The sequence below is a fragment of the Enterobacter sp. 186315 genome, assembly GCF_053290175.1.
Genome location: NZ_JBPTTK010000006.1, coordinates 20,814 through 46,159, shown reverse-complemented (window position 1 = coordinate 46,159; position 25,346 = coordinate 20,814). Strand labels below are relative to the sequence as shown.

Genomic DNA, 25,346 nt, shown 5'->3' with positions numbered 1-25,346 from the left:
GCGTCGCTGTAACCCGTTAATTCCTATGAAGTAATCTTCATCGCTTAATAAGCAAAATGACAAGCGATCTCTCTGCCCCAGTAAAAAATCACGGTTGCAGTGCGTTCCCAACGCGCTTGTCCTTCAGGAACACCACCATCAGCCCCACCCACAGCACGCCGTTGGTGAGGTTAAACAGGCTGAACAGCCCGTTCCCGCCCAGCGCGTAGGCGTGTTTGCTCACTTCGATACCCACGGTGAAGATCAGCATCTGCAACATCCCCATCGCGGCAGAGACCGTACCCTTACTCATCTCGCTGGCAAACAGCGTCAGGCGCACCAGCCCCGCGTTCGCCAGGCCAATGCCAAACGCATAAATACTCAGCCCGGCGGTCATCCACAGGTAGGCGTGGGACGACGCAACGGTTGCCACCGCGGCGACAATCAGCCCTGCGGCAATCGGCCAGCCGCCCATGACGATCAACGACCGCACGGTGCGACGAGAGGTAAGACGCGCCAGCACCAGGTTACCGATAATCAGCGCGCCAAAAATCGGCACCTGCAACAGGCCGTATTCATAGCTGCTGAGCCGTTCGCCGCTGATGATAATCACCGGGGACTGGGCAATCCACGCCAGCAGTGGCAGGCTGACAAAACCGGTCGCCAGCGCACCCGCCACAAAGCGGACGTTTTTCAGCACCGCTTTGTAATCGCGACCCAGCTCTTTAAGGGACAGCTTCTCCCCCAGCCGGGTAGCCGTTTCCGGCATCGCGCGGTGCAGGCCGAAGAAGGAGACAGCGGCGAGCAGCGCGAAGAGAACAAACATCCCTTCCCACGGCGCGACGTGAACCCAGGCGGCGCCCACCAGCGGGCCGAGCAGCGGCGCAATCAGCGCCACGTTCGCCATCAGGGCGGTGATTTTGATACACACCGCCTCCTCAAACGACTCCTGGATCGCGGCATAACCCACTGCGCCGATAAAGCACAGGCTCACCCCTTGCAGGAAGCGCAGCAGCGTGAATTGTTCAATATTTTGCGCCAGCAGCGTGGCAAGGCAGGTGACGATAAACCACACCACGCCCGTGAGCATCACCGGACGACGCCCAATGCGATCCGACAGCGGCCCTAACAGCCACTGCAAAAACATGCCGCCCGCCAGATAGGCGGTCATAGAGGTCGGCACCCACTCAATCCCGGCGTTGTACTGTTCGACAACGGCCAGCATGCCTGGCTGAATCATATCGTTGCCGATATAGGTCGAGAATTCGTAGAGCACCAGACACAGAGGGAAAAGTAACGCCTGACGACCCAGACGATTACCGGAAGAAGAACGGTTTAACATGCAATCTCTTTATGATGTAAAAAACGCGATGAGTGTAATGAAATGCCGCTGCCTGAGATAGCAAATTATCGGGATGAAACAGAAATAGAGCACATAGTGTTGTTGTTTAAGGTTTCCTTAAGTTGGGCCCCCTATGATAGGCCTATTTGACGTCACCGATTTCAACTATGGCACAGACCACCAGCCGTTCAGAATTATCTAAGTTACCGACATCTAAGACAAAACGTCTTTACCCTTTGCCGGCCCGCTTTTATGGTTATCAGCTTTTGGTGCTGATTGTCCTTGCAGCGGTGTTTACCTGGCTGTCGCGCGACGAAACGTTAGACCGATGGATAACGGGCTTTTGGTATGACGCCGCCGCGCAGCGTTTTCCACTGCAACAAAATCACCTGCTGGATCTGTTGAATCATCGACTGGCGAAATACATCGCCATTGCGATAGCCGCCGTCGCGCTGCTGTACGGTGCGTATAAGCGCAATGCGAGGCTGGTGACCGCCGCGCTGCTGATGGGGCTGGGTGCGCTGGTTGTCGGCGCGCTGAAAAGCATTAGCCATCACAGCTGCCCGTGGGATCTGGTGGAGTACGGCGGTAAGGCGGTCTCTTATCCGCTGTTCAGCGCAGCACCGGCAGACAGCGGCCCCGGGCGCTGTTTCCCCGGCGGCCATGCGTCGAGCGGCTTTATGGTGATGGGGCTGTTTTTTGCCTTCTGGCGCGAGCGCCCTCGCCTGGCGTGGAGCTTCGTCGCGCTGGGGGGGTTTTTAGGCCTGGCGATGGGCTTCGGTCAGGTCATGCGCGGGGCGCATTTCTTCTCTCACAACCTGTGGGCCGGGTGGTGGGTTTGGTTTTCCCAGGTCGCAGCCTACGGGCTGGTTTCCACCTGGTTTGCTAAAGAGTGACGACACTATGTTAGAGCATTTGAACTACGGACTGTTTTATATGATTAACGCTACCCCGGCATCGCCGGAGTGGGCTATCGATCTCGCCACCTTTTTTGCCAAAGATCTGATCAGCATCGTTCCGCTGCTGGCGGCGATCCTCTGGCTGTGGGGACCGCGCCATCAGGTGAATGCCCAGCGTCAGCTGATCATTAAGGTCGCGCTGGCGCTGGCCGTGAGCGTGGCGGCAAGCTACGTGCTGGGGTTGGCTTTCCCGCACGACCGTCCTTTTGTCGATCGTGTGGGCTATAACTTCCTGCACCACGCGCCGGATGACTCCTTCCCGAGCGATCACGGCACGGTGATTTTCACCTTTGCGCTGGCGTTTCTGTTCTGGCATCGCCTCTGGTCGGGTGCGGTGCTGATGGTGGCCGCGCTGGCTATCGCCTGGTCGCGCGTGTATCTCGGAGTACACTGGCCGCTGGATATGGTCGGCGGGTTCCTGGTGGGGCTGATCGGCTGCGTGAGCGCGGCGATCCTGTGGAGCCTCTTCGGTCCGGCGCTCTATCGCGGGCTGTCGCAGCTGTATCGCGTCCTGTTTGCCATTCCCATCCGCAAAGGCTGGGTGCGTGACTAATCCCGGTCTGACAGGTTACACTTTAGCCCCCGCCCTGCGGGGGCTAACTTTTTTATCCCCCGAGGAATTATGGAAACACGACGCGATGACCGCATAGCTCAGCTGCTCCAGGCGCTGAAGCGCAGCGATAAGCTGCATCTTAAAGAGGCCGCCTCCCTGCTTGGCGTTTCTGAGATGACCATTCGTCGTGATCTGAACAGCGACAGCGCCCCCGTCGTGCTGCTGGGCGGGTATATTGTTCTGGAGCCGCGTAGCGCCAGCCACTATCTGATAAGCGACCAGAAAACCCGCCTGGTGGAAGAGAAGCGCAAAGCCGCGCGCCTTGCCGCCTCGCTGGTGCAGCCGCATCAAACGCTGTTTTTCGACTGCGGGACAACGACCCCGTGGATCATCGAAGCCATCGACAGCAGCCTGCCCTTTACCGCCGTCTGCTATTCACTGAATACCTTTCTCGCCTTACAGGAAAAGCCCGAGTGCCGGGTGATCCTCTGCGGCGGCGAGTTCCACGCCAGCAACGCCATCTTCAAGCCGCTTAACCTTCAGGACACGCTCAGCAATCTGTGCCCGGACATCGCCTTTTATTCCGCAGCCGGGGTGAATGTGCAGCAGGGCGCGACCTGTTTTAACCTGGAAGAGCTTCCGGTGAAGCACTGGGCGCTGAACGCGGCGCAGTACCATGTTCTGGTGGTGGATCACAGTAAATTTGGCAAGGTGCGTTCGGCGAGAATGGGTGAGCTGTCGTGCTTTGACGCCATCGTGAGCGATTGCCGCCCGGACGATGAGATAGCCGCGTATGCGAAGGCGCAGCAGGTGAAGTTGATGTATTGAGTGGGGTGCGGTCTGTTGCCCTCACCCCGGCCCTCTCCCACAGGGAGAGGGAGAAACGCATCAAGGTTTAGCTAAACCAGCTGCCAAACCACCCGTGGAATTTCATCATCACGAAGTCCCACATCCGGCTGAAGAAGCCGCCCTCTTCCACCGCTTCCATCACGATCAGCGGACGCTGCTCGATAGATTTGCCGTTCAGCTGGAAATCAATCGTGCCGACCACCTGCCCTTTTTTCAGCGGTGCGGTCAGCTGCTTGTCGGTCAGGGTGTAGCTCGCCTTCAGGTTTTTCAGCTGGCCGCGCGGAATGGTCACGGAACCGGCTTCGCCTGCGCCCAGGTTAACCTCGCTCTTATCACCAAACCAGACGCGCTGGCTGATGAAGGTGGCATCCGGTTTAATCGGGGTGACGGTTTCGAAGAAGCGGAAGCCCCAGGTCAGCAGTTTTTCGGATTCATTAAAGCGAATACGGTCGGTTTTGGTGCCCAGCACCACGGAGATCAGGCGCATATCGCCCTGGGTCGCAGAGGCCACCAGGTTATAGCCTGCCCCGGCGGTGGTGCCGGTCTTCATGCCGTCGACGTTCACGTTGCTGCTCCACAGCAGACGGTTACGGTTTGGCTGACGGATTTTATTGAAAGTGAACTCTTTCTCTTTGTGGATGGCGTACTCGTCGGGCACGTCGTGGATCAGCGCTTTGCCCAACAGCGCCATGTCGCGCGCGGTACTGAACTGGCCGGGCGCATCCAGACCGTGAACGGTTTTAAAGGTGGTGCGCGTCAGGCCAAGCTTCTGCGCGTAGCCGTTCATCAGGCCGATAAAGGAGTCCTGGCTGCCCGCGACGTAATCCGCCAGCGCGATACAGGCGTCGTTACCGGACTGGATAATCACCCCTTTATTGAGATCTGACACGGAAACCTGATCGCCAGGCTTCAGGAACATTACCGAGGAGCCGCGCAGGGCCGGGTTGCCGGTCGCCCAGGCGTCTTTGCCGATAGTGACCATGTCATCGAGCTTGATCTTGCCCGCTTTCAGCGCCTGGCCGACAACGTAGCTGGTCATAATTTTGGTCAAACTGGCCGGATCGAGCTGCTCGTCAGCGTTCCCTTCCGCCAGCACTTTGCCGCTGGCGTAGTCCATCAATATCCAGGCACGTGCATCAACGGGCGGGGCTTCAGGAGCCGCCTGTTCTGCTGCGTAAAGTGTCGGTGCAAAAAGGAAAAGGAGCGCAGAGCCTGCCGCCAGACTGCGCAGAGAAGAAGTTTTTCGCGTCATAAATGCCACCCGAGTGTCCATTCCAATAATTACGTCACATCACCGTGCCGCAAGAAGCGGTGAGTAATAGCGCACTGGAACCGTTAAAGAAACCCAAACAAGGTAAAGTTTTTAAAGTTTATGCAATAACAGGCGGATACGCTTTGATCGGTGCGTTTTTTTTGTCTTCTGTTGCGTAATTGTTAGGTTTATCTCACCATGTTCCCTTGCGGGCGGTGATGCACATCTCAGGTTATTTGACTATTTCGGGAGGTATTATGATTACGCTATGGGGCAGGAACAACTCAACTAACGTTAAGAAAGTCCTCTGGACGCTGGAAGAGCTGGATTTACCCTTTCATCAGATTATGGCGGGCTTGCAGTACGGAGTGAATAAAGACGCCGAGTATCTGGCGATGAACCCGAACGGGCTGGTGCCGCTGCTGCGTGATGACGAAACGGGCATTACGCTGTGGGAATCCAATACCATCGTGCGCTATCTTGCCGCCCAGTATGGTCAGAGCCGCTTGTGGGTTGAAAATCCCGCCGCGCGCGCCCAGGGTGAAAAATGGATGGACTGGGCAAACCAGACGCTCTCCCCCACTCACCGCGTCATCCTGATGGGCCTTGTCCGCACGCCGGAAGCCGATCGCGATTACCCCGCCATTCACGCCGCGCAGGACGCCTGCGAAGCGCTGTTTGAACTGATGGACAACGAGCTGGCCACCCACGCGTGGTTCTCCGGAGAGAACTTTGGCGTGGGCGATATCGCCGTCGCGCCGTTCGTCTGGAATCTGACTAACCTGGGGCTGAAGTGGACGCCGCGCCCTCACCTTGAACGCTGGCTCAAGCAGCTTAGCGAGCGCCCGGCGTATCAGCACGTGGTGATGACTCCCGTCAGCTGATCACCCTGCGGACGGGCTGACTTTCAGCAGTTGCCCGTCCGATTCATCCGTCAGCACGTAAAGCGCCCCGTCCGGCCCGACCCGCACGTCGCGAATACGCTTCCCTTCGTCCTCCAGAATGCGCCCGTCTTCGGTCACGTTATTGCCGTCAACGCTCATCACGATGACCGATTTCTCTTTCAGCGCCCCGACAAAGAGTTTGTTTTTCCACTGGGGATAAACGTCGCTGTTATAGAACGCCATCCCGCTCACGGCCGGGGAGACTTTCCAGACAAACAGCGGTTTTTCGGTGCCCTCGTGGTGCTCGCCCTTCGCCTCCGGGATCTTCAGCCCGCTGTAGTTAATCCCGTGGGTCGCCAGCGGCCAGCCGTAGTTTTTACCTTTTTCAGGGATGTTAATCTCATCCCCGCCGCGCGGGCCGTGCTCGTTGAGCCACAGGGTATCGCTCCACGGATTCATCGCCATGCCCTGCGGGTTGCGAATGCCGTAAGACCAGATTTCAGGCCGCGCCCCGGCGGTATTCATAAACGGATTGTCGGAAGGGACCTTGCCGTCCTCGGTCAGACGCACCACTTTCCCCTGGAGCTTATCCAGATCCTGCGCCGTCGGACGCTGGTTATTCTCGCCGAGGCCAATAAACAGATAGCCTTTGCCGTCAAACACCAGCCGCCCGCCGAAGTGGTTGCCGGTCGAGAGCTTCGGCATCTGGCGGAAGACCGTCTGGAATCCTTCGATACGCGTTAAATCGTCGCTCAGACGACCGTACCCGACCGCCGTCCCCGCTTTGCCGTCGTCCCCCGCCTCGGCGTAGCTCAGCCAGATGCGGCGCGATTTTTCAAAATCCGGAGCCAGCACCACGTCCAGCAGCCCGCCCTGACCGTTCGCCCACACCTTCGGCACGCCGACAATCGGGTCAGACAGCCCTTTCCCGGCCTGCCAGTGCTTAAGCTGCCCGTCGCGCAGGGTGACTAACAGCCCGTTATTGCCGGGCAAAAAGGCCAGCGACCAGGGATGATCCAGCTTGTTTTGCAGCACTTCAACCTTGACCGCCTGAGGCGCAGCAAGAAGCGAAACGGGGAACAACAGCACGGGAAGGAAAATCAGCGAGGATCGATGCATAACGCGCTCCTTTATCAGCATATGGCATAAAGGTTAGCCACTCGGGTGAAGCGCGTTATCACTTTTACAAAAGCTTAATCAGAAGGGGGAGTTGCCTCCCCCGGGCCTAGTGCTGTTCGAGCGTGTTGTGCTCGTTCAGACAGATGATGCAAAGAGAGATCGTCGTCAGGCAGCGTTCGAGCTTCTCTGCGTTAACCGCAATAAACGTCGGACAGTCATGGTGTCCGGTCATTAAACAGACTCCGGCGATGGAGAGCGCCCCGGCGGCCTGGCGCAGCGCCACACGCTCGCTTTCAGCGTAATGCGCTTTCAGGATGGGGGCTTTTTCACGCATGAAGTTGCACAGTTCAAAGAAATTATCACGCAGATGTTCGCTTTCGCTGACTGACATATACCCTTTGGCCTTTCTCAGCTGCAAATAGGCAGCAAGGTCGATGCGGGCGTTGATCAGCTTGTTAAGCAGATCGCGTTTCAGTCGGTCAACGGACATGCTATCTCCTCCTCTGTCAGCCATTGTGCACATCAATAATAAGGTTATTTTTTGTACAATTCGATGGTTGAGATCAATAAATCCTAACTGATTAACATTCTTTACAATGTTACAACTTCTGCCCGACGCATCGCCCCTGCAAAGAGTGTATAAATCCCCCGCGGAACGCTGTAAAATCCCGCCCTGATAATTCCATAATTGATGAATTTTTAACCTATGAGCAATGTTACGCACCAGCCAAAAATCGGCTTCGTTTCCCTGGGCTGCCCAAAAAACCTGGTGGATTCTGAACGCATCCTGACCGAACTTCGTACTGAAGGCTATGACGTGGTGCCAAGCTACGACAATGCCGACATGGTTATTGTCAACACCTGCGGCTTTATCGACAGCGCGGTTCAGGAATCTCTGGAAGCCATCGGTGAAGCGCTGACCGAAAACGGTAAAGTGATCGTCACCGGCTGCCTGGGCGCGAAGGTCGACCAGATCCGTGAAGTCCACCCGAAGGTGCTGGAGATCACCGGTCCGCACAGCTATGAGCAGGTGCTGGAACACGTTCACCACTACGTGCCAAAACCAAAGCACAACCCGTTCCTGAGCCTGGTGCCGGAACAGGGCGTGAAGCTGACTCCGCGTCACTACGCCTACCTGAAGATTTCCGAAGGCTGCAACCATCGCTGCACCTTCTGCATTATCCCGTCCATGCGTGGCGATCTGGTCAGCCGTCCGATTGGCGAAGTGCTGGCGGAAGCCAAACGTCTGGCCGATGCGGGCGTGAAAGAGCTGCTGGTGATCTCCCAGGACACCTCTGCCTACGGCGTCGACGTGAAGCACCGCTCCGGTTTCCACAACGGCGAGCCGGTGAAAACCAGCATGGTTGGCCTGTGCGAGCAGCTCTCTAAACTGGGCATCTGGACGCGTCTGCACTACGTCTACCCTTACCCGCACGTTGACGACGTGATCCCGCTGATGGCGGAAGGCAAGATCCTGCCGTATCTGGATATTCCGTTGCAGCACGCCAGCCCGCGTATTCTGAAGCTGATGAAGCGCCCTGGCTCCGTTGACCGCCAGCTGGCGCGCATCAAGCAGTGGCGCGAAATCTGCCCGGAACTGACCCTGCGCTCGACCTTTATTGTCGGCTTCCCGGGTGAAACCGAAGAAGATTTCCAGATGCTGCTCGACTTCCTGAAAGAAGCGCGTCTGGATCGCGTAGGCTGCTTCAAATACAGCCCGGTAGAAGGCGCGACCGCCAACGAGCTGGCGGATCAGGTGCCGGAAGAGATCAAAGAAGAGCGCTGGAACCGCTTTATGCAGCTGCAACAGCAGATCTCTGCCGAGCGTTTGCAGGAAAAAGTAGGTCGTGAAATCCTGGTCATTATCGACGAAGTGGACGAAGAAGGCGCGATTGGCCGCAGCATGGCGGATGCCCCTGAAATCGACGGCGCGGTGTACCTGAACGGTGAAACGAAGGTGAAGCCGGGCGATATTGTCCGCGTGAAAGTGGAAAACGCCGACGAGTATGACCTGTGGGGTAGCCGGGTTTAAAAACCCAGCTCCTCTTTTGTAGGCCGGGTAAGGCGTAGCCGCCACCCGGCACATTCCCCTGCCCTACCCCTTAATCCTCGGATCCAGCGCATCGCGCAGCCCATCGCCCAGCAGGTTAAACGCCAGCACCGTCAGGAAAATCGCCAGGCTCGGGAAGATCGCCACGTGCGGCGCAATCACCATATCGGCCCTTGCCTCATTGAGCATCGCGCCCCACTCCGGCGTTGGCGGCTGTGCGCCCAGGCCAAGAAAAGACAGGCTTGCCGCTGAGATTATCGACACGCCAATGCGCATCGTGAAGTAGACCACGATAGACGACACCGTGCCCGGCAGGATGTGGCTGAACAGAATGGTGGTATCGCTGGCGCCCATGCTGCGCGCCGACTCGATAAACGTCTGCTGCTTTAGCACCAGCGTATTGCCGCGCACCAGGCGGGCAAACGCCGGGATCGAGAAGACCGCCACGGCGATAATCACGTTCGCCATGCCGCTGCCCATGATCGCCACCACCGCAATCGCCAGCAGGATCCCCGGAAAAGCGAACAGCACGTCGCAGATGCGCATGATGGTGCGATCCCACCACCCCTCGTAATACCCGGCGAGCAGGCCGAGCACCGTGCCGATGGCGGCGCCGATCAGCACCGCAAAGACCCCGGCGGCCAGCGAGATGCGCGTACCCACCAGCACGCGGCTGAAAATATCTCGCCCGAGGGAGTCGACGCCGAACCAGTGGACCATCGACGGGCCATCGTTCAGACGGTCGTAATCGAAGTAGTTTTCCGCATCGAAAGGGGCTATCCACGGGGCCAGTACCGCCACCACAATCAGCAGCAGCACAAACAGCCCCGCCGCCAGCGCGACCGGCTGACGGCTAAAACGCCGCCAGAATTCAAGCCACGGCGTTCTGATATGGTCCGGCTTTAACCCCGGCATTGCGTTCAATACCGCCTGACGACGCCAGTTTAACAATCGCATCTTACTTGTACCTGATAGCCGGATTAATGGCGGCGTAGAGCACGTCCACCACGAGGTTGATAAGAATGAACTCCAGGGAAAACAGCAGCACTTCGGCCTGGATAACCGGATAATCGCGCATGTCCACGGAGTCCACCAGCAGTCGCCCCAGCCCCGGCCAGTTAAACACCTTTTCCACCACGATAGAGCCGCCCAGCAGGAAGCCAAACTGTAGCCCCATCATGGTCACCACCGGGATCATCGCATTGCGAAAACCGTGCTTGAGAATGACCCACTTTTCGCTCACCCCTTTGGCCCGCGCGGTGCGGATATAGTCCTCGCTCAGCACGTCAACAAACGACGCGCGGGTAAATCGCGCCATGATGGCCGCCACCGCCGCGCCCAGGGTAATCGACGGCAGCACGTAGTGCTTCCAGGTGTCTGCGCCAACGGTCGGCAGCCAGCCCAGCTCGACGGAGAAAATCTGCATCAGCAGCATCCCGAGAGCAAACGCCGGGAAAGAGATCCCGGTAACGGCCAGCGCCATCCCGAGCTTATCCGGCCAGCGGTTGCGCCACACGGCGGCCACGATCCCGGCCGCCAGCCCAAACAGTACCGCCCAGGCCATGCTGGCCAGGGTGAGCCAGAAGGTCGGCATAAAGCGGCTGGCTATCTCCTCGGACACCGGGCGACGCGACACCATCGAGGTGCCAAAATCGCCCTGCAGGACGTTAGCGATATAGTGCAGGAACTGCTTATACAGCGGCTGATCGAGGCCGAGCTGCTTACGCACCAGCTCGATCACCGACGCGTCCGCTTCCGGCCCGGCAATCAGTCGCGCCGGATCGCCCGGCAGCATATGGACAAACAAAAACACCAGCACCGCCACAATCAGCAGCGTCGGGATAAGCCCCAGCAGGCGTTTAAACACATAGTTCAGCATGCCTTTTCCTCTCATCCCGCACGCCAGCGCCTGCGGGAGTGAGTTCTCTTATTTCAGATCCGCGTCGTCAAAGCTAAAGCCCGTATCCGGCATGATGTAGAACCCGGTCAGCGCTTTGTTATGGGCCGACACCAGTTTTTCCACCACCAGCGGCACCCACGGCGACTCTTTCCAGATGATGTCCTGCGCCTCTTTATACAGGCGCGCTTTCTCGTCTGGTTTGGTGGTTTTCAGCGCGTCGGCCAGATCTTTATCCACCTGCGGGTTGCTGTAGAACGCGGTGTTAAACAGGGTTGGCGGCCAGTTCTGCGAGGCGAACAGCGGCGACAGCGCCCAGTCCGCTTCCCCGGTCGAGGCGCTCCAGCCGGTGTAGAACATCCGCACCCCGCTCTCTTTCTGCCCTTTGCCCTCGACCTCTGCCGCACGCTGCCCGGCATCCATCGCCGTGACCTGCGCTTTAATGCCCACCTGCGCCAGCTGCTGCTGGGTGAACTGCAACACTTTCTGGGCAGTACTGTGGTTGTGCGATGACCAGAGCGTGGTGCTAAAGCCGTTCGGGTAGCCCGCCTCTTTCAGCAGCTCGCGCGCTTTAGCCGGATCGTACGGCCAGGCCTTATAGGTCTGGGCATAGGCAATCGACGGCGGCAGCACGCCCGTGGCCGGGGTGGCGTACCCGGCGAAGGCCACCTTCACCAGCGCCTGACGGTTAATCGCGTAGTTGATGGCCTCGCGCACCTTCGGGTTGTCGAACGGCTTTTGCGTCACGTTCATGCTGATATAGCGCTGCATGATCGACGGACTCGCCACCAGCTCCAGCTTGCTGTTTTTCGCCAGCAGCGCGGCCTGCTCGTAAGGGATCGGGAAGGCGAACTGCGCCTCGCCGGTTTGCAGCATCGCCGCGCGGGTATTGTTATCCACGACCGGACGCCAGGTGATGGTGTCCAGCTTCGGCAGCCCTTTCTGCCAGTATCCGGCGAATTTCTTCACCTTCACAAAATCGGTCTGATTCCAGGTGTCCAGCTCGTACGGGCCGGTCCCCACCGGGTGGAAGCCGATCTCTTTGCCGTATTTTTTCAGCGCGGCCGGAGAGATCATCGCCGTCGCCGGGTGCGCCAGGATATTGATAAACGCCGAGAACGGCTCTTTCAGGGTGATTTTCACCGTCGACGGATCTACCGCCTCGGTGCTGGCGATGGTTTTGAACAGGTTATAGCGCTTGAGGCTGTTTTCAGGATTGCTGGCGCGATCCAGGTTCACCTTCACCGCCTCGGCGTTAAAGTCGGTGCCGTCCTGGAACTTCACCCCACTGCGCAGCTTGATGGTGTAAACCAGCCCGTCGTCCGACACCGTGTAGCTCTCGGCCAGCACGTTGTGCAGTTTCATCTCTTTGTCCAGGCCAAACAGCCCCTGGTAGAAAGACTTTGCCACCGCCTGAGAGAGCGTGTCGTTGGCATCGTAAGGATCGAGCGTCGTGAAGTTAGAGCCAACCGCAACCACCACATCTTTGGCAGCGAACGCGGGAGCGGCGGCCAGGGCGGCCGTCACGCTCGCGGCTACCAGCCATGTCCGGGCAACATATTTAACCATTGTGTACTCCTGCCTGTTTTACGTTATAACCGCGAGAATGCATTGTCCTGACGCGGCGGTGCCACAAAATGACCCGGGCTGACTTCGCGAAGCGCCACGCGCTCCGGCGATTCACCCGGCTTGCGAATATTGCCCGGCATCTCATCCTGCAACAGCACGCGCTGGGCGCGGCGATGTGCAGGATCGGCCACCGGTACGGCCGCCATCAGCTTACGGGTATAGGGATGCTGCGGATTTTCAAACACCGCCTGACGCGGGCCAATCTCCACGATCTGCCCCTGCAACATCACCGCGACCCGATGGCTGATTCGTTCAACGACCGCCATATCGTGAGAGATAAACAAAAAGGCGATGCCCATCTCCCGCTGGAGATCGAGCAATAAATTGATGATTTGCGCGCGGATAGAGACATCCAGCGCCGACACGGACTCATCGGCGATCACCACCTTCGGGTTCAGCGCCAGCGCGCGCGCAATGCAGATCCGTTGACGCTGCCCGCCGGAAAACTCGTGCGGATAGCGCCAGGCGTGTTCGGGCGCCAGCCCCACGCGCTCCAGCAGCCAGGCCACGCGCCGCTGGGCCGCCTCGCCGTCGAGCAGGTTATGCACCCGCAGCGGCTCCATGATCGAATAGCCCACGGTATGGCGCGGATCGAGAGAGGCGTAAGGATCCTGAAAAATAAACTGAATATCCCGGCGCAGCGGCTGGAGCTTGCTGGCAGGCAGGGTGTCGATACGTTCACCGTTAAAGATGATGCTCCCCTCCTGCGACTCCACCAGCCTCAGCAGCGCGCGTCCGGTGGTCGATTTACCGCAGCCCGACTCCCCCACCAGCGCCAGCGTTTCGCCGGGCCAGAGATCGAAGCTGACGTTTTCAACCGCATGGACTTCACGCTTCACGCGGTTAAACAGTCCGCCGCGCAGGGGGAAACGAGTGACCAGATTGCGCACCTGTAAAACCGGCTCACCGGGGACGACCGTATCCTGCTCCGTTTCGTCTTCCTGCCGCCCGTTTTCACCCTGCGACATCAGCGGAAAACGCCGCGGCAGCGCGCTGCCGTTCATCGCGCCCAGACGAGGTACGGCGGCCAGCAGCGCCCGGGTATAAGGGTGCACAGGCGCGTGGAAAATCTGCTCCACGCTGCCCGTTTCCACCGCGACGCCCTGGTGCATTACCAGCACCCGGTCGGCAATATCCGCCACCACGCCCATGTCGTGGGTGATGAAAATCACCCCCATGTCCATTTCCTGTTGCAGGACTTTAATCAGTTGCAGGATTTGCGCCTGAATAGTCACGTCCAGCGCGGTGGTGGGTTCATCGGCGATCAGCACCGCCGGGCGGCACGAGAGCGCCATCGCAATCATCACGCGCTGGCGCATCCCGCCGGAAAGCTGGTGCGGATAGCGCGTCAAAATCGACTGCGCCTCGGGAATACGCACCTGCTCAAGCATTCGTTTCGCTTCGGCCAGCGCCTCATCGCCGCCCAGCCCCTGATGCAGACGGATTGATTCCGCAATCTGTTCGCCGACCGGAAACACCGGATTGAGGGAGGTCATCGGCTCCTGGAAAATCATCGCGATATCCGCGCCGCGCACCCCCTGCATTTGCGACGAGCTCATTTCGGTGAGATCGATTACCTGACGATTGCGGCGGCGCAGCAGCATTTTATCGCAGTCGATCCTGCCGCCCGTCTGTTCAAGCAGGCGCATCAACGACAGCGCGGTGACCGACTTACCGGAGCCGGATTCGCCCACGATCGCCAGCGTTTCGCCGCGCCTGAGCGAAAAAGAAAGGTTGTTGACGGCGGGAATGAACTGCCGCTCTTCCTGAAACGCAATATTCAGCCGTTCAACCGCCAGCACTTCGCGGCTGTCCAGCTCTTTACTGTGCGGCACCTGAGGCCCCCTTATTCACGATAAATCCCGGTGCTGGGCGCATCCCCGGCGTAACCCCAGGCGCGGTACATGCCTTCGCTGTTAAACGGCAGCGCCACGTTGCCCTCGCGATCGACCGCGATTAAGCCGCCCTCGCCGCCCAGCGCGGGCAGCTTTTTCATCACCACGCGCTCGCAGGCCTCGCTCAGGCTCAGGCCGCCGTAATCCATCAGGGCGGTGATGTCGTAGGCCGCCAGGGTGCGGATAAACACCTCGCCGGTCCCGGTACAGGAGACCGCCGCCGTGGCGTTGTTGGCATAGCATCCCGCGCCCGGCAGCGGGCTGTCGCCCACCCGTCCTGGCAGCTTGTTGGTCATGCCGCCGGTGGACGTCGCCGCCGCGAGATTGCCCGCTTTATCGAGCGCCACCGCGCCGACGGTGCCCATTTTCGTGGTTTCATCGAGCGGCGCGGCGTGGTCGAGCTGCGCCACGCCCGCCGAGCGTGCCGCCAGCAGCTGTTCGTAGCGCTCTGGCGTTGAGAACATATCCGGCGAAACCGGCTCCATGCCGTGTTCAACGGCAAACTGCTCGGCGCCCGCGCCCGTCATCAGCACGTGCGGGCTTTGCTCCATCACCAGGCGCGCCGCCAGAATCGGATTTCGCAAACGGCTGACGCCCGCAACGGCCCCGGCCTTGAGCGTCACGCCGTCCATCACGCAGGCATCCAGCTCGTGGGTTTCGTCGCGGGTAAAGACCGACCCGATGCCCGCGTTAAACAGCGGGCACTCTTCGAGAAGGCGCACCGCCTCGGTCACCACGTCCAGGGCGCTGTCGCCCGCTTCCAGCATTCTCTGCCCTGTTTCTACAACGGCATTAAGTGCATCAATATAACGCTTTTCCTGCTCGGGACTGAGCTGCGCACGGGTGATTGCCCCGGCGCCACCATGAATCGCGATAACCGCATTGACCATTTCGCTTCACCATCAGCCAGATTCGCTGCTTTTTCTATAAATATCATTATCGTCGATGATTCTTCAGATGATTTTTGAATATAGAAAGACCCCACGGTGATGTAAAGGCTACGCCTGGTGGGTAATACAGTTAGCGGCACTTTTCTGCCATAATGTGCCCTTTCGTTGATACTCCGCAGGAGCTCCCCATGGATTTTACCGCCGGACTGATGCCGCTCGACACGGCACTTTCGCAGATGCTCGACCGCATTTCCCCGCTGCATGACGTTGAAACGCTGCCGCTGGTGCGCTGTTTCGGGCGCATTGCCGCACGCGATATCGTTTCCCCGCTTAACGTGCCGGGATTCGATAACTCCGCGATGGACGGGTACGCGGTTCGCCTTGCGGATCTCCAGAACGGCGACGCCCTGCCGGTGGCGGGTAAAGCCTTTGCGGGCCAGCCGTTTAGCGGCGAGTGGCCTGCGGGAAGCTGCGTGCGCATCATGACCGGTGCGCCTGTCCCTGCGGGCTGCGATGCCGTGGTGATGCAGGAAGAGACCGAGCAGACCGACGCGGGCGTGCGTTTTACCGCCAGCGTGAAAGCGGGTCAGAACATTCGCCGCACGGGTGAAGACATTACGCTCGGCGCGACGGTATTCGCCGCCGGGCAAAAGCTGACGGTGGCCGAGCTGCCGGTGCTGGCCTCGCTGGGCATTGCTGAGATCGACGTTATCCGCAAAGTGCGGGTCGCGCTTTTCTCCACCGGCGATGAGCTACAGCTGCCGGGCCAGCCGCTGCAAGACGGGCAGATTTACGACACAAACCGCCTGGCGGTTCACCTGATGCTGGAGCAGCTTGGCTGCGAGGTGATCAACCTCGGGATTATCCCTGACGATCCGGAAAAACTGCGCGCGGCGTTTATCGAGGCGGATAAGGCCGCGGACGTGGTGATCAGCTCCGGCGGCGTGTCGGTGGGCGAAGCGGATTACACCAAAACCATCCTCGACGAGCTGGGTGAAATCGCCTTCTGGAAGCTGGCTATCAAGCCGGGCAAACCTTTCGCTTTCGGCAAGCTGGCAAACAGCTGGTTCTGCGGCCTGCCGGGTAATCCGGTATCGGCAGCGCTGACCTTCTATCAGCTGGTGCAGCCGCTGCTGGCAAAACTGTCGGGCAACCGCGCCAGCCCGCTGCCGCAGCGTCAGCGGGTGCGTGCGGCGACGCGCCTGAAAAAATCACCGGGTCGTCTTGATTTCCAGCGCGGCATTCTGGCGCGTAACCCCGACGGCGAGCTGGAGGTGAGCACCACCGGGCATCAGGGATCGCATATCTTTAGCTCCTTTAGCCAGGGTAACTGCTTTATCGTGCTGGAGCGCGAGCGCGGTCATGTGGAAGCGGGCGAATGGGTTGAGGTGGAAACCTTTAACCACCTGTTCGGAGGCTAATCATGACGGTGGAACTGAGCGACCAGGAGATGATGCGCTACAACCGCCAGATCGTGCTGCGCGGTTTTGATTTCGAGGGTCAGGAGGCGCTTAAGGCCGCCAGCGTGCTGGTGGTGGGGCTCGGCGGGCTGGGCTGCGCGGCGGCGCAGTATCTTGCCGCGGCGGGCGTGGGCCGCATGACGCTGCTCGATTTCGACACCGTGTCGGTCTCCAACCTGCAACGTCAGACGCTGCACAGCGATGCGACTCTCGGCCAGCCAAAGGTGGTCTCGGCGGAAGCGGCGCTGTCGCGCATCAATCCCAACGTTCAGTTCACCCTTATCGACGCCCTGCTGGATGACGACGCCCTGTTTGCACACATCGCCGATCACGATCTGGTGCTGGACTGCACCGATAACGTCGCTATCCGCAATCAGCTTAACGCGGGCTGTTTCGCCCACAAAACGCCGCTGGTGTCCGGTGCAGCTATTCGCATGGAAGGGCAAATCAGCGTATTTACCTACGCCGAGGGCGAACCCTGCTACCGCTGCTTAAGCCGTCTGTTTGGTGAGAATGCGCTGACCTGCGTGGAAGCAGGCGTCATGGCCCCGCTGGTGGGCGTGATAGGATCGATGCAGGCGATGGAAGCGATAAAGGTGTTAAGCCATTACGGTACGCCCGCCGCCGGGAAAATCGTGATGTACGACGCGATGACCTGCCAGTTCCGCGAGATGAAGCTGATGCGCAATCCGGGGTGCGAGGTGTGTAGCCAGTAATCTTGTGCGGCCTGATGCCCTCACCCCGGCCCTCTCCCACAGGGAGAGGGAGAGGAAGAAAAGCGTAGGCCGGGTAAGCGCCAGCGCCACCCGGCAATAACGTCAAATAGACGTGCGTCCAAACGCCCCCTGCCAGTCCTGCTCAAATTTCACAATCGCCGCATCGACTGCGGGTGAACTGATAAACTGCTGCGCCACGTCCAGCGGCAGCGTGATGGACTCACAGCCTGCCAGCAGACAATCCAGCGCCTGACGCGGCGTTTTAAAGCTGGCGGCCAGCACTTTTGACTGCGGCGCGTGCAGCGTTAGCAGCTGCTGCAATTCCGTTACGGTCTTAATACCGTCGCCGCCCTGGGCATCCACGCGGTTCACGTAAGGCGCAACATACTCCGCTCCGGCCAGCGCGGATAACATCCCCTGCGCGGCGCCGTAAACCGCCGTACCCAGCGTAGGGATCCCCTCAGCTTTCAGCATCTTAATTGCCGCCAGCCCTTCTGCCGTTACCGGCACTTTTACCACCAGATCGTTGATAATCGCGCGCAGCTTACGCGCGTCTTCTACCATCCCTTCTGCGGTGGTCGCCATCACCTGCGCAAACAGACGGCCCTTACCGCCCAGCGCGTCGTGCAGCTCTGGCAGTAAAACGTCGAGCGGTTTTTTACCCGCCGCGACAATGCTTGGGTTGGTCGTGACGCCAGCCAGTGGGAAAACGCGGGCCAGTTTTTTGACTGCCGCAACGTCGGATGTGTCGAGATAAAGTTCCATGATGTAACCCTCAAAATTAGCCTGCACTAACCCTATCACGACAAAACCTGCTTAAGGGTTGACTTGCATCAAGATAACTTTCATTCGAAAGTAATTTAATCTTCATATGCAAGTCGGAGGCGAAAAAATGATCTTCAATATACAGCGTTACTCAACACACGATGGCCCCGGTATTCGAACCGTGGTGTTCCTGAAGGGCTGTTCACTGGGCTGTCGCTGGTGTCAGAACCCGGAAAGCCGCTCCCGTAGCCGGGACGTGCTGTTCGACGCGCGTCTGTGCCTCGACGGTTGCGATCTGTGCCAGCAGGCGGTTCCCGGCGTGATTGAACGCGCGCTGAACGGCCTGGTCATTCACCGTGAAAAGCTGGACGACACCACCCTTGATGCCCTGACCGACTGCTGCCCGACGCAGGCATTAACCGTCTGCGGTGAAGAGCAGCAGGTCGACGAGATCATGGCGACCGTGCTGCGCGATAAGCCTTTTTACGATCGCAGCGGCGGCGGGATCACCCTCTCCGGCGGCGAGCCTTTTATGAACCCGGATCTGGCTCAGGCGCTGTTTAAAGCGAGCCACGAAAGCGGCATTCATACCGCCGTTGAAACCTGTCTTCACGTGCCGTGGCACTACATTGAACCGTCATTACCTTATATCGATCTGTTCCTCGCCGACCTAAAGCATGTGGATGGCGAGGTATTCAAACGCTGGACAGACGGCTCGGCAAAACGGGTGCTGGATAATCTTAAGCGCCTTGCCGCCGCCGGAAAACAGCTCACCATCCGCGTGCCGCTGATCCAGGGCTTTAACGCTGATGAAGCGTCTATTACCGCCATTACGAACTTTGCCGCCGACGAGCTTAACGTCCGCGACATCCATTTTCTGCCGTATCACACGCTGGGCATGAACAAGTACACCCTGCTCGGCCAACCTTACTCTGCCCCTGATAAACCGCTGGATAACCCTGCCCTGCTGGATTTTGCAGCGCAGTATGCCTGCCAGAAAGGGTTAACCGCGACCTTACGAGGATAAAACCATGACGACACTGAATCTCAACACGCTGAGCGAGCGCATTAAGGCGCACAAAAACGCACTGGTGCATATCGTGAAGCCGCCGGTGTGTACCGAACGCGCCCAGCACTACACCGAAATGTATCAGCAGCATCTGGACAAGCCGATCCCGGTGCGTCGCGCCCTGGCGCTGGCGCATCATCTGGCCCAGCGCACCATCTGGATCAAACACGATGAGCTGATTATCGGTAACCAGGCAAGTGAAGTGCGCGCCGCGCCGATCTTCCCGGAATACACCGTGTCGTGGATTGAAAAAGAGATCGACGATCTGGCCGATCGTCCTGGCGCAGGTTTTGCGGTCAGCGAAGAGAACAAACGCGTTCTGCATGAGGTTTGCCCGTGGTGGCGCGGTCAGACCGTGCAGGATCGCTGCTACGGTATGTTCACCGATGAGCAAAAAGGGCTGCTGGAAACCGGCATTATCAAGGCCGAAGGCAACATGACCTCCGGCGACGCCCACCTGGCGGTGAACTTCCCGCTGGTGCTGGAAAAAGGCCTCGACGGAATGCGCGCAAAAGTGGCCGAGCGCCGCTCGCGCATCAACCTGACCGTGCTGGAGGATCTGCACGGCGACCAGTTCCTGAAGGCCATCGATATCGTACTGGAAGCCGTAAGCCTGCACATCAAACGCTTTGCGGACCTGGCGCGCGAGATGGCGTCTACCGAAACCCGTGAAAGCCGCCGGGACGAGCTGCTGGCGATGGCGGAAAACTGCGACGTGATTGCCCACGAGCCGCCAAAAACCTTCTGGCAGGCGCTGCAACTGTGCTACTTCATCCAGCTGATCCTGCAAATTGAATCCAACGGCCACTCCGTGTCCTTCGCGCGTATGGATCAGTATCTCTATCCGTTCTACCGTCGCGACGTGGAGCTGAGCCAGACGCTTGACCGTGAACACGCGATTGAGCTGCTGCACAGCTGCTGGCTGAAGCTGCTGGAAGTGAACAAAATTCGCTCCGGCTCGCACTCGAAAGCCTCTGCCGGTAGCCCGCTGTATCAGAACGTCACCATTGGCGGTCAGAAGCTGGTGAACGGCGACGCGATGGACGCGGTCAACCCGCTCTCCTACGCGATTCTGGAATCCTGCGGTCGCCTGCGCTCCACCCAGCCAAACCTGAGCGTGCGTTACCACGCGGGCATGAGCAACGATTTCCTCGACGCCTGCGTGCAGGTGATCCGCTGCGGTTTCGGTATGCCTGCCTTTAACAACGATGAAATCGTGATCCCTGAGTTCATCAAGCTGGGCATTGAGAAAGAAGACGCCTACGACTACGCGGCCATCGGTTGTATCGAAACCGCGGTAGGCGGCAAGTGGGGCTATCGCTGCACCGGCATGAGCTTTATCAACTTCGCCCGCGTAATGCTGGCGGCGCTGGAAGGCGGTCGCGATGCCACCAGCGGTAAGGTCTTCCTGCCGCAGGAAAAAGCGCTCTCTGCGGGTAACTTCAACAACTTCGATGAGGTGATGGCCGCGTGGGATACGCAGATCCGCTACTACACCCGTAAATCCATCGAGATTGAGTACGTCGTCGACACCATGCTGGAAGAGAACGTGCATGACATTCTCTGCTCTGCGCTGGTTGACGACTGTATCGAGCGCGCGAAGAGCATCAAGCAGGGCGGCGCGAAGTACGACTGGGTGTCTGGCTTGCAGGTGGGTATCGCTAACCTGGGCAACAGCCTGGCGGCGGTTAAAAAACTGGTCTTCGAACAGGGCGCGATGGGTCAGCAGCAGCTTGCCGCAGCGCTTGCCGATGATTACGAAGGGCTGACTCACGAACAGCTGCGCCAGCGTCTGATCAACGGCGCGCCGAAGTACGGTAACGACGATGACAGCGTGGATCTGCTGTTAGCGCGCGCGTACGAAACCTATATCGAAGAGCTGAAGCAGTATCACAACCCGCGCTACGGCCGTGGCCCGATTGGCGGCAATTATTACGCGGGTACGTCGTCCATTTCCGCCAACGTGCCGTTTGGTGCCGCGACCATGGCGACCCCGGACGGGCGCAAAGCCTATACCCCGCTGGCAGAAGGCGCCAGCCCGTCTTCCGGTACGGACCACCTTGGCCCGACGGCGGTGATCGGTTCCGTTGGCAAGCTGCCAACCGAGGCGATTCTGGGCGGCGTGCTGCTTAACCAGAAGCTCAATCCGGCCACGCTTGAAAACGACAGCGATCGCCAGAAGCTGATGGTGCTGCTGCGTACCTTCTTCGAGGTGCATAAAGGCTGGCATATTCAGTACAACATCGTGTCGCGCGAAACGCTGCTGGAAGCGAAGAAACACCCTGACCAGTATCGTGACCTGGTGGTGCGCGTGGCGGGCTACTCGGCGTTCTTCACCGCCCTGTCACCGGACGCGCAGGACGATATTATTGCGCGTACGGAGCATACGCTGTAGTTCGGTCCCCTCTCCCTTGAGGGAGAGGGTTAGGGTGAGGGGGAAATGCGCACGCTGATGCCCTCACCCCGGCCCTCTCCCGCGAGGAGAGGGAGAAAACCCTAAAAACGGCAACGTCGGTTGCCGTTTTGCTTTTACTTTCGAATGAAATTAAATTTGTGCTCCCCGTCACCTTGTTATTAGAATGTTTCAATACGCAGTGACCCAGGAGCACAGTATGACCGTTAAAGTTATCGTCACCGATATGGACGGAACTTTCCTTGATGATGCCAAGCAGTACGATCGTGACCGCTTCCAGGCACAGTTTGAACAGCTTAAAGCCCGCGACATTGAGTTCGTCGTCGCCAGCGGCAACCAGTATTACCAGCTCATCTCTTTCTTCCCGGAACTCAAAGACAAGATTTCCTTCGTGGCAGAAAACGGCGCTCTGGTGTTCGATCATGGCGAGCAGATTTTCCACGGCGAATTGACCCGCCACGAATCGCAAATCGTGATCGGCGAACTGCTGAAAGATAAACAGCTGAACTTCGTGGCCTGCGGGCTGGAAAGCGCGTACGTCAGCAAAAATGCCCCGGATGAGTTCGTGGCGCTGATGTCAAAACACTATCACCGTCTGAAGCGTATCGACGACTACCGCGACATCGACGACGTGCTGTTCAAGTTCTCGCTGAACCTGCCGGATAGCGATATCCCGGAGCTGGTCGACAAGCTCCACGTTTCCCTGGACGGCATCATGAAGCCCGTCACCAGCGGCTTTGGCTTTGTCGATTTGATTATTCCAGGACTGCACAAGGCGAACGGCATTAGCCGTCTGCTGAAGCGCTGGAAGGTATCGCCGCAGGCGTGCGTCGCCATTGGCGACAGCGGTAACGATGCCGAAATGCTCAAGCTGGTGAACTACTCTTTCGCAATGGGCAACGCCGCCGACAGCATTAAGGCAATCAGCCGATACGGCACCGACGACAACAACCATCAGGGCGCGCTAAACGTGATTCAGGCCGTGCTCGATAACCACTCCCCGTTCGACATCTGATCTTCCCTGCCGGGCGCCGTCCCGGCATTTCACTCTTTTTCCGACCTGTGCATTGCGTCAAGTTTTTAAACTTGCATTAACTTATTTTTAACTTAAAGTATCACTTGTAGACACTTTTACTTTCGAATGAAAGATGCGAGGCGGTTATGACGTTGACCTTTACCAGTGAAATTTTGCCTGCCGACCACAAAGCGGCGATCCGTCAGATGAAACGCGAACTGCGCGCGCAGATCGGCGACGTTCAGGCGGTGTTCGACGCGTTAAGCGACAGGATCGCCGCCCGCGTGGCGGAGATTAACGCCCTCAAAACCAGAGGTGAATCCGTGTGGCCGGTCATCCCGTTTGAGGATGTGAAAAAGGGCACCATTACCGACGCGCAGCGCGAGGCGGTCAAACGCCGGGGCTGCGCCGTGATCAAAGGCCACTTCCCGCGCGAGCAGGCGCTGGCGTGGGATCAGTCGATGCTTGACTACCTCGATCGCAACAAGTTTGACGACATCTACAAAGGGCCGGGGGATAACTTCTTCGGCACCCTGACGGCCTCCCGCCCGGAGATCTACCCGATCTACTGGTCGCAGGCGCAGATGCAGGCGCGTCAGAGCGAAGAGATGGCGCAGGTGCAGTCGTTCCTGAACCGTTTATGGACATTCGAGAGCAACGGCAAACAGTGGTTTAATCCGGACGTGAGCGTGATTTACCCGGATCGCATTCGTCGTCGCCCGCCGGGAACCACGTCGAAGGGCCTCGGAGCGCATACCGACTCCGGCGCGCTGGAGCGCTGGCTGCTGCCGGCCTATCAGCAGGTCTTCGCCCGCGTGTTCGACGGTAACGTCGATCAGTACGATCCGTGGAACGCCGCGCATCGTACCGAGGTGGAAGAGTACACCGTCGATAACACCACCAAATGCTCGGTGTTCCGCACCTTCCAGGGCTGGACCGCGCTGTCGGATATGATCCCCGGGCAGGGGCTGCTGCACGTCGTGCCGATCCCGGAGGCAATGGCCTATATCCTGCTGCGTCCGCTGCTTGACGATGTGCCGGAAGATGAACTTTGCGGCGTGGCGCCGGGCCGCGTGCTGCCGGTTTCCGAAAAATGGCACCCGCTGTTGATTGAAGCGCTGACCAGCATTCCGGCGCTGGAGGCGGGTGATTCGGTGTGGTGGCATTGCGACGTGATCCACTCGGTCGCGCCGGTAGAGGATCAGCAGGGCTGGGGCAACGTGATGTATATCCCTGCCGCGCCGATGTGTGAGAAAAACCTCGCCTACGCGCAAAAGGTGAAAGCGGCGCTGGAAACGGGCGCATCGCCGGGGGATTTCCCGCGCGAAGACTATGAAAAAACGTGGCAGGACCGCTTTACCCTGGACGATTTGAACATCCACGGCAAGCGCGCGCTGGGCATGGCCTAGCTGTCGTAAAGCCCTTCCCGCTCAACGGCGGTGCGTCGTTTCCCCTGACGTATCCGCCGGACCGACCCCCTCACCGTCAGCGTCCCGTTAATCAACAGCGTGCCCGTTGGCGCATCCGGGCGCATCAGCCGCTGCTGAAGCATATGCACCGCCTCTGTACCCAGTTCATCACGCGGCACATGCACCGCCGTCAGCGGCACGTCCTGAATCGCCGCCAGGTTAAAGCCGTCGATACTCATCACCGACACGTCCTGCGGCACCCGCAGCCCCTGCTTTTGTAAGGCGCTGATGGTTCCCGCCGCCATAAAATCGCCGCCGACCAGAAACGCGGTGGGCAAATCTTTCCCCTGCCGCTGGCTGAGCCAGTCGCTGACCTGCTGCTCCGTTTCGCGCGCGCTGAAGCTTGGCACCACCAGCAAATCGCGTTTATCGGTAAACTTCAGGTTGTGGGAGTGCCACGCATCGCGAATGCCCGCCAGGCGCAGCTCCATCGTATAGCGGCGCAGGCAGAGCACGTTCATCACCTCACGATGCCCCATCTCAAACAGGTATTCCGCCGCCCGCTCGCCAATGGCGCGGTGATCGGGCGCGACCGCAGGCAGGCGCATCAGCCTGTCGCGGCAGTTGATCAGCAGACAGGGCTTGCCGACGTCCACGGCCAGATCGTGAATGTGCGGATCGTCGATGCCCAGCAAGATCGCGCCTTGGGTATCGGCGTCGTTCATGCGCGTCAGAAACAGCTGCGCGTCGCTGTCGTTCTCCTCCAGCGCGCAATAGCGCAGCCGAACGTCGTGCGCGGCCAGCCCTTTGCTGAGGCTCTGGATCACACGGTAGTAAAAGATGTCGGACCGCTCGTCAAACGCGCGCTGCGGCGCGAAAACCACCAGACTATTGAGCAGCAACCTGCCCGCCGCCATACCGTCCATCACGCCCAGCGCCCGCGCGCACTCCAGCACCTTCGCGCGTGCTTTTTCACTGGTATTCGCCTTGCCCGCCAGCACCCGTGAAACCGTGCTGATTGAAAGCTGCGTGCGGCTGGCAATTTCAGCGATTTTTAGCCTTTTATCCATTTTGTGATCTGGCTCCGTTTGCCAAATGAAAAATTTTTCATCGCGTGACTCTCTTGCCACAAGCGGGGTTAATACGATGATGACAAATAATTGACGTCAGTTATGAGAAAGCTTGCACAAAATCCGCTATT

The 25,346-nt window shown here is 59.0% G+C and carries 22 protein-coding genes; 11 read left to right on the top strand and 11 right to left on the bottom strand.

The features are described from left to right. Positions 1-88 precede the first annotated feature (88 nt). Complete coding sequence (locus ACSVHP_RS08815; RefSeq protein ID WP_447551680.1) at positions 89-1,321, bottom strand: MdfA family multidrug efflux MFS transporter; 1,233 nt, start codon at positions 1,319-1,321, stop codon at positions 89-91. Positions 1,322-1,488: 167 nt separating this feature from the next. On the opposite strand from ACSVHP_RS08815, the gene ACSVHP_RS08810 reads away from it, so the two are divergent. The 3 genes from ACSVHP_RS08810 to deoR all read left to right on the top strand — a co-directional run bounded on the left by ACSVHP_RS08810 (position 1,489) and on the right by deoR (position 3,661). After that, on the top strand, positions 1,489-2,217 hold the full coding sequence (locus ACSVHP_RS08810) for a phosphatase PAP2 family protein (protein ID WP_447551679.1): 729 nt from the start codon (positions 1,489-1,491) through the stop codon (positions 2,215-2,217). Positions 2,218-2,224: 7 nt separating this feature from the next. Beyond that, positions 2,225-2,833 (top strand): undecaprenyl-diphosphate phosphatase, encoded by a 609-nt coding sequence (gene ybjG / locus ACSVHP_RS08805; RefSeq protein WP_417313642.1) that lies wholly within the window; start codon positions 2,225-2,227, stop codon positions 2,831-2,833. A gap of 69 nt (positions 2,834-2,902) precedes the next feature. Beyond that, complete coding sequence (gene deoR / locus ACSVHP_RS08800) at positions 2,903-3,661, top strand: DNA-binding transcriptional repressor DeoR (RefSeq protein WP_234674253.1); 759 nt, start codon at positions 2,903-2,905, stop codon at positions 3,659-3,661. Between the two features lie 67 nt (positions 3,662-3,728). On the opposite strand, the gene dacC is transcribed toward deoR, so the two are convergent. Further along, a complete protein-coding gene (gene dacC / locus ACSVHP_RS08795; protein WP_417313644.1) occupies positions 3,729-4,934 on the bottom strand; it encodes a serine-type D-Ala-D-Ala carboxypeptidase in 1,206 nt (401 codons plus the stop codon). 257 nt (positions 4,935-5,191) lie between these two features. On the opposite strand from dacC, the gene ACSVHP_RS08790 reads away from it, so the two are divergent. Beyond that, a complete protein-coding gene (locus ACSVHP_RS08790; protein WP_447551678.1) occupies positions 5,192-5,818 on the top strand; it encodes a glutathione S-transferase family protein in 627 nt (208 codons plus the stop codon). Here the strand turns inward: ACSVHP_RS08790 and ACSVHP_RS08785 are convergent, their stop codons facing one another. Both ACSVHP_RS08785 and bssR read right to left on the bottom strand, forming a co-directional pair. Further along, positions 5,819-6,937 carry a PQQ-dependent sugar dehydrogenase gene (locus tag ACSVHP_RS08785; RefSeq protein ID WP_447551677.1) on the bottom strand — a complete coding sequence of 373 codons (1,119 nt, stop codon included), beginning with the start codon at positions 6,935-6,937 and terminating at the stop codon, positions 5,819-5,821. 106 nt (positions 6,938-7,043) lie between these two features. Then, on the bottom strand, positions 7,044-7,427 hold the full coding sequence (bssR, locus tag ACSVHP_RS08780; RefSeq protein WP_234674249.1) for a biofilm formation regulator BssR: 384 nt from the start codon (positions 7,425-7,427) through the stop codon (positions 7,044-7,046). Between the two features lie 216 nt (positions 7,428-7,643). Here bssR and rimO point away from each other — a divergent pair, with 216 nt between their 5' ends. Then, entirely contained in the window at positions 7,644-8,969 is a 1,326-nt protein-coding gene (rimO, locus tag ACSVHP_RS08775; RefSeq protein WP_368541457.1) for a 30S ribosomal protein S12 methylthiotransferase RimO, read from the top strand. Between the two features lie 63 nt (positions 8,970-9,032). Here the strand turns inward: rimO and gsiD are convergent, their stop codons facing one another. From gsiD to iaaA, 5 genes are read right to left on the bottom strand one after another with little or no spacing between them, the layout of a single operon-like run. Then, the gene (gene gsiD / locus ACSVHP_RS08770; protein ID WP_234674247.1) at positions 9,033-9,944 is read right to left on the bottom strand and encodes a glutathione ABC transporter permease GsiD; all 912 of its coding nucleotides are present in this window, start codon (positions 9,942-9,944) and stop codon (positions 9,033-9,035) included. A 1-nt stretch (position 9,945) separates the two neighbouring features. After that, positions 9,946-10,866: a glutathione ABC transporter permease GsiC gene (gene gsiC, locus ACSVHP_RS08765; RefSeq protein ID WP_234674246.1), complete on the bottom strand. Its 921-nt coding sequence runs from the start codon at positions 10,864-10,866 to the stop codon at positions 9,946-9,948. 48 nt (positions 10,867-10,914) lie between these two features. Then, positions 10,915-12,453, bottom strand: a complete 1,539-nt coding sequence (gene gsiB, locus ACSVHP_RS08760) for a glutathione ABC transporter substrate-binding protein GsiB (protein WP_447551676.1) — start codon at positions 12,451-12,453, stop codon at positions 10,915-10,917. Between the two features lie 23 nt (positions 12,454-12,476). Further along, complete coding sequence (gsiA, locus tag ACSVHP_RS08755) at positions 12,477-14,348, bottom strand: glutathione ABC transporter ATP-binding protein GsiA (RefSeq protein ID WP_447551675.1); 1,872 nt, start codon at positions 14,346-14,348, stop codon at positions 12,477-12,479. 11 nt (positions 14,349-14,359) lie between these two features. Beyond that, positions 14,360-15,298 carry a beta-aspartyl-peptidase gene (gene iaaA, locus ACSVHP_RS08750; RefSeq protein ID WP_447551674.1) on the bottom strand — a complete coding sequence of 313 codons (939 nt, stop codon included), beginning with the start codon at positions 15,296-15,298 and terminating at the stop codon, positions 14,360-14,362. A gap of 188 nt (positions 15,299-15,486) precedes the next feature. On the opposite strand from iaaA, the gene moeA reads away from it, so the two are divergent. Further along, positions 15,487-16,719, top strand: coding sequence for a molybdopterin molybdotransferase MoeA (gene moeA, locus ACSVHP_RS08745; RefSeq protein ID WP_447551673.1), 1,233 nt, complete (start codon positions 15,487-15,489; stop codon positions 16,717-16,719). A gap of 2 nt (positions 16,720-16,721) precedes the next feature. Continuing rightward, the gene (gene moeB, locus ACSVHP_RS08740; RefSeq protein WP_447551672.1) at positions 16,722-17,474 is read left to right on the top strand and encodes a molybdopterin-synthase adenylyltransferase MoeB; all 753 of its coding nucleotides are present in this window, start codon (positions 16,722-16,724) and stop codon (positions 17,472-17,474) included. Between the two features lie 102 nt (positions 17,475-17,576). Here the strand turns inward: moeB and fsa are convergent, their stop codons facing one another. Further along, positions 17,577-18,239: a fructose-6-phosphate aldolase gene (gene fsa, locus ACSVHP_RS08735; protein ID WP_447551671.1), complete on the bottom strand. Its 663-nt coding sequence runs from the start codon at positions 18,237-18,239 to the stop codon at positions 17,577-17,579. A 127-nt stretch (positions 18,240-18,366) separates the two neighbouring features. Between fsa and ACSVHP_RS08730 the strand changes: the two genes are divergently transcribed. The 4 genes from ACSVHP_RS08730 (at position 18,367) to ACSVHP_RS08715 (ending at position 24,145) form a co-directional block, all read left to right on the top strand. After that, on the top strand, positions 18,367-19,266 hold the full coding sequence (locus tag ACSVHP_RS08730) for a glycyl-radical enzyme activating protein (protein WP_417315021.1): 900 nt from the start codon (positions 18,367-18,369) through the stop codon (positions 19,264-19,266). Positions 19,267-19,270: 4 nt separating this feature from the next. Further along, the gene (locus ACSVHP_RS08725) at positions 19,271-21,703 is read left to right on the top strand and encodes a formate C-acetyltransferase/glycerol dehydratase family glycyl radical enzyme (RefSeq protein WP_447551670.1); all 2,433 of its coding nucleotides are present in this window, start codon (positions 19,271-19,273) and stop codon (positions 21,701-21,703) included. Positions 21,704-21,920: 217 nt separating this feature from the next. After that, positions 21,921-22,736, top strand: a complete 816-nt coding sequence (locus tag ACSVHP_RS08720) for a Cof-type HAD-IIB family hydrolase (RefSeq protein ID WP_447551669.1) — start codon at positions 21,921-21,923, stop codon at positions 22,734-22,736. Positions 22,737-22,882: 146 nt separating this feature from the next. Continuing rightward, positions 22,883-24,145: a DUF1479 domain-containing protein gene (locus tag ACSVHP_RS08715; protein WP_447551668.1), complete on the top strand. Its 1,263-nt coding sequence runs from the start codon at positions 22,883-22,885 to the stop codon at positions 24,143-24,145. Here the strand turns inward: ACSVHP_RS08715 and ACSVHP_RS08710 are convergent. Next, on the bottom strand, positions 24,142-25,215 hold the full coding sequence (locus ACSVHP_RS08710; RefSeq protein ID WP_447551667.1) for a LacI family DNA-binding transcriptional regulator: 1,074 nt from the start codon (positions 25,213-25,215) through the stop codon (positions 24,142-24,144). The genes ACSVHP_RS08715 and ACSVHP_RS08710 overlap by 4 nt on opposite strands. Positions 25,216-25,346 lie beyond the last annotated feature (131 nt).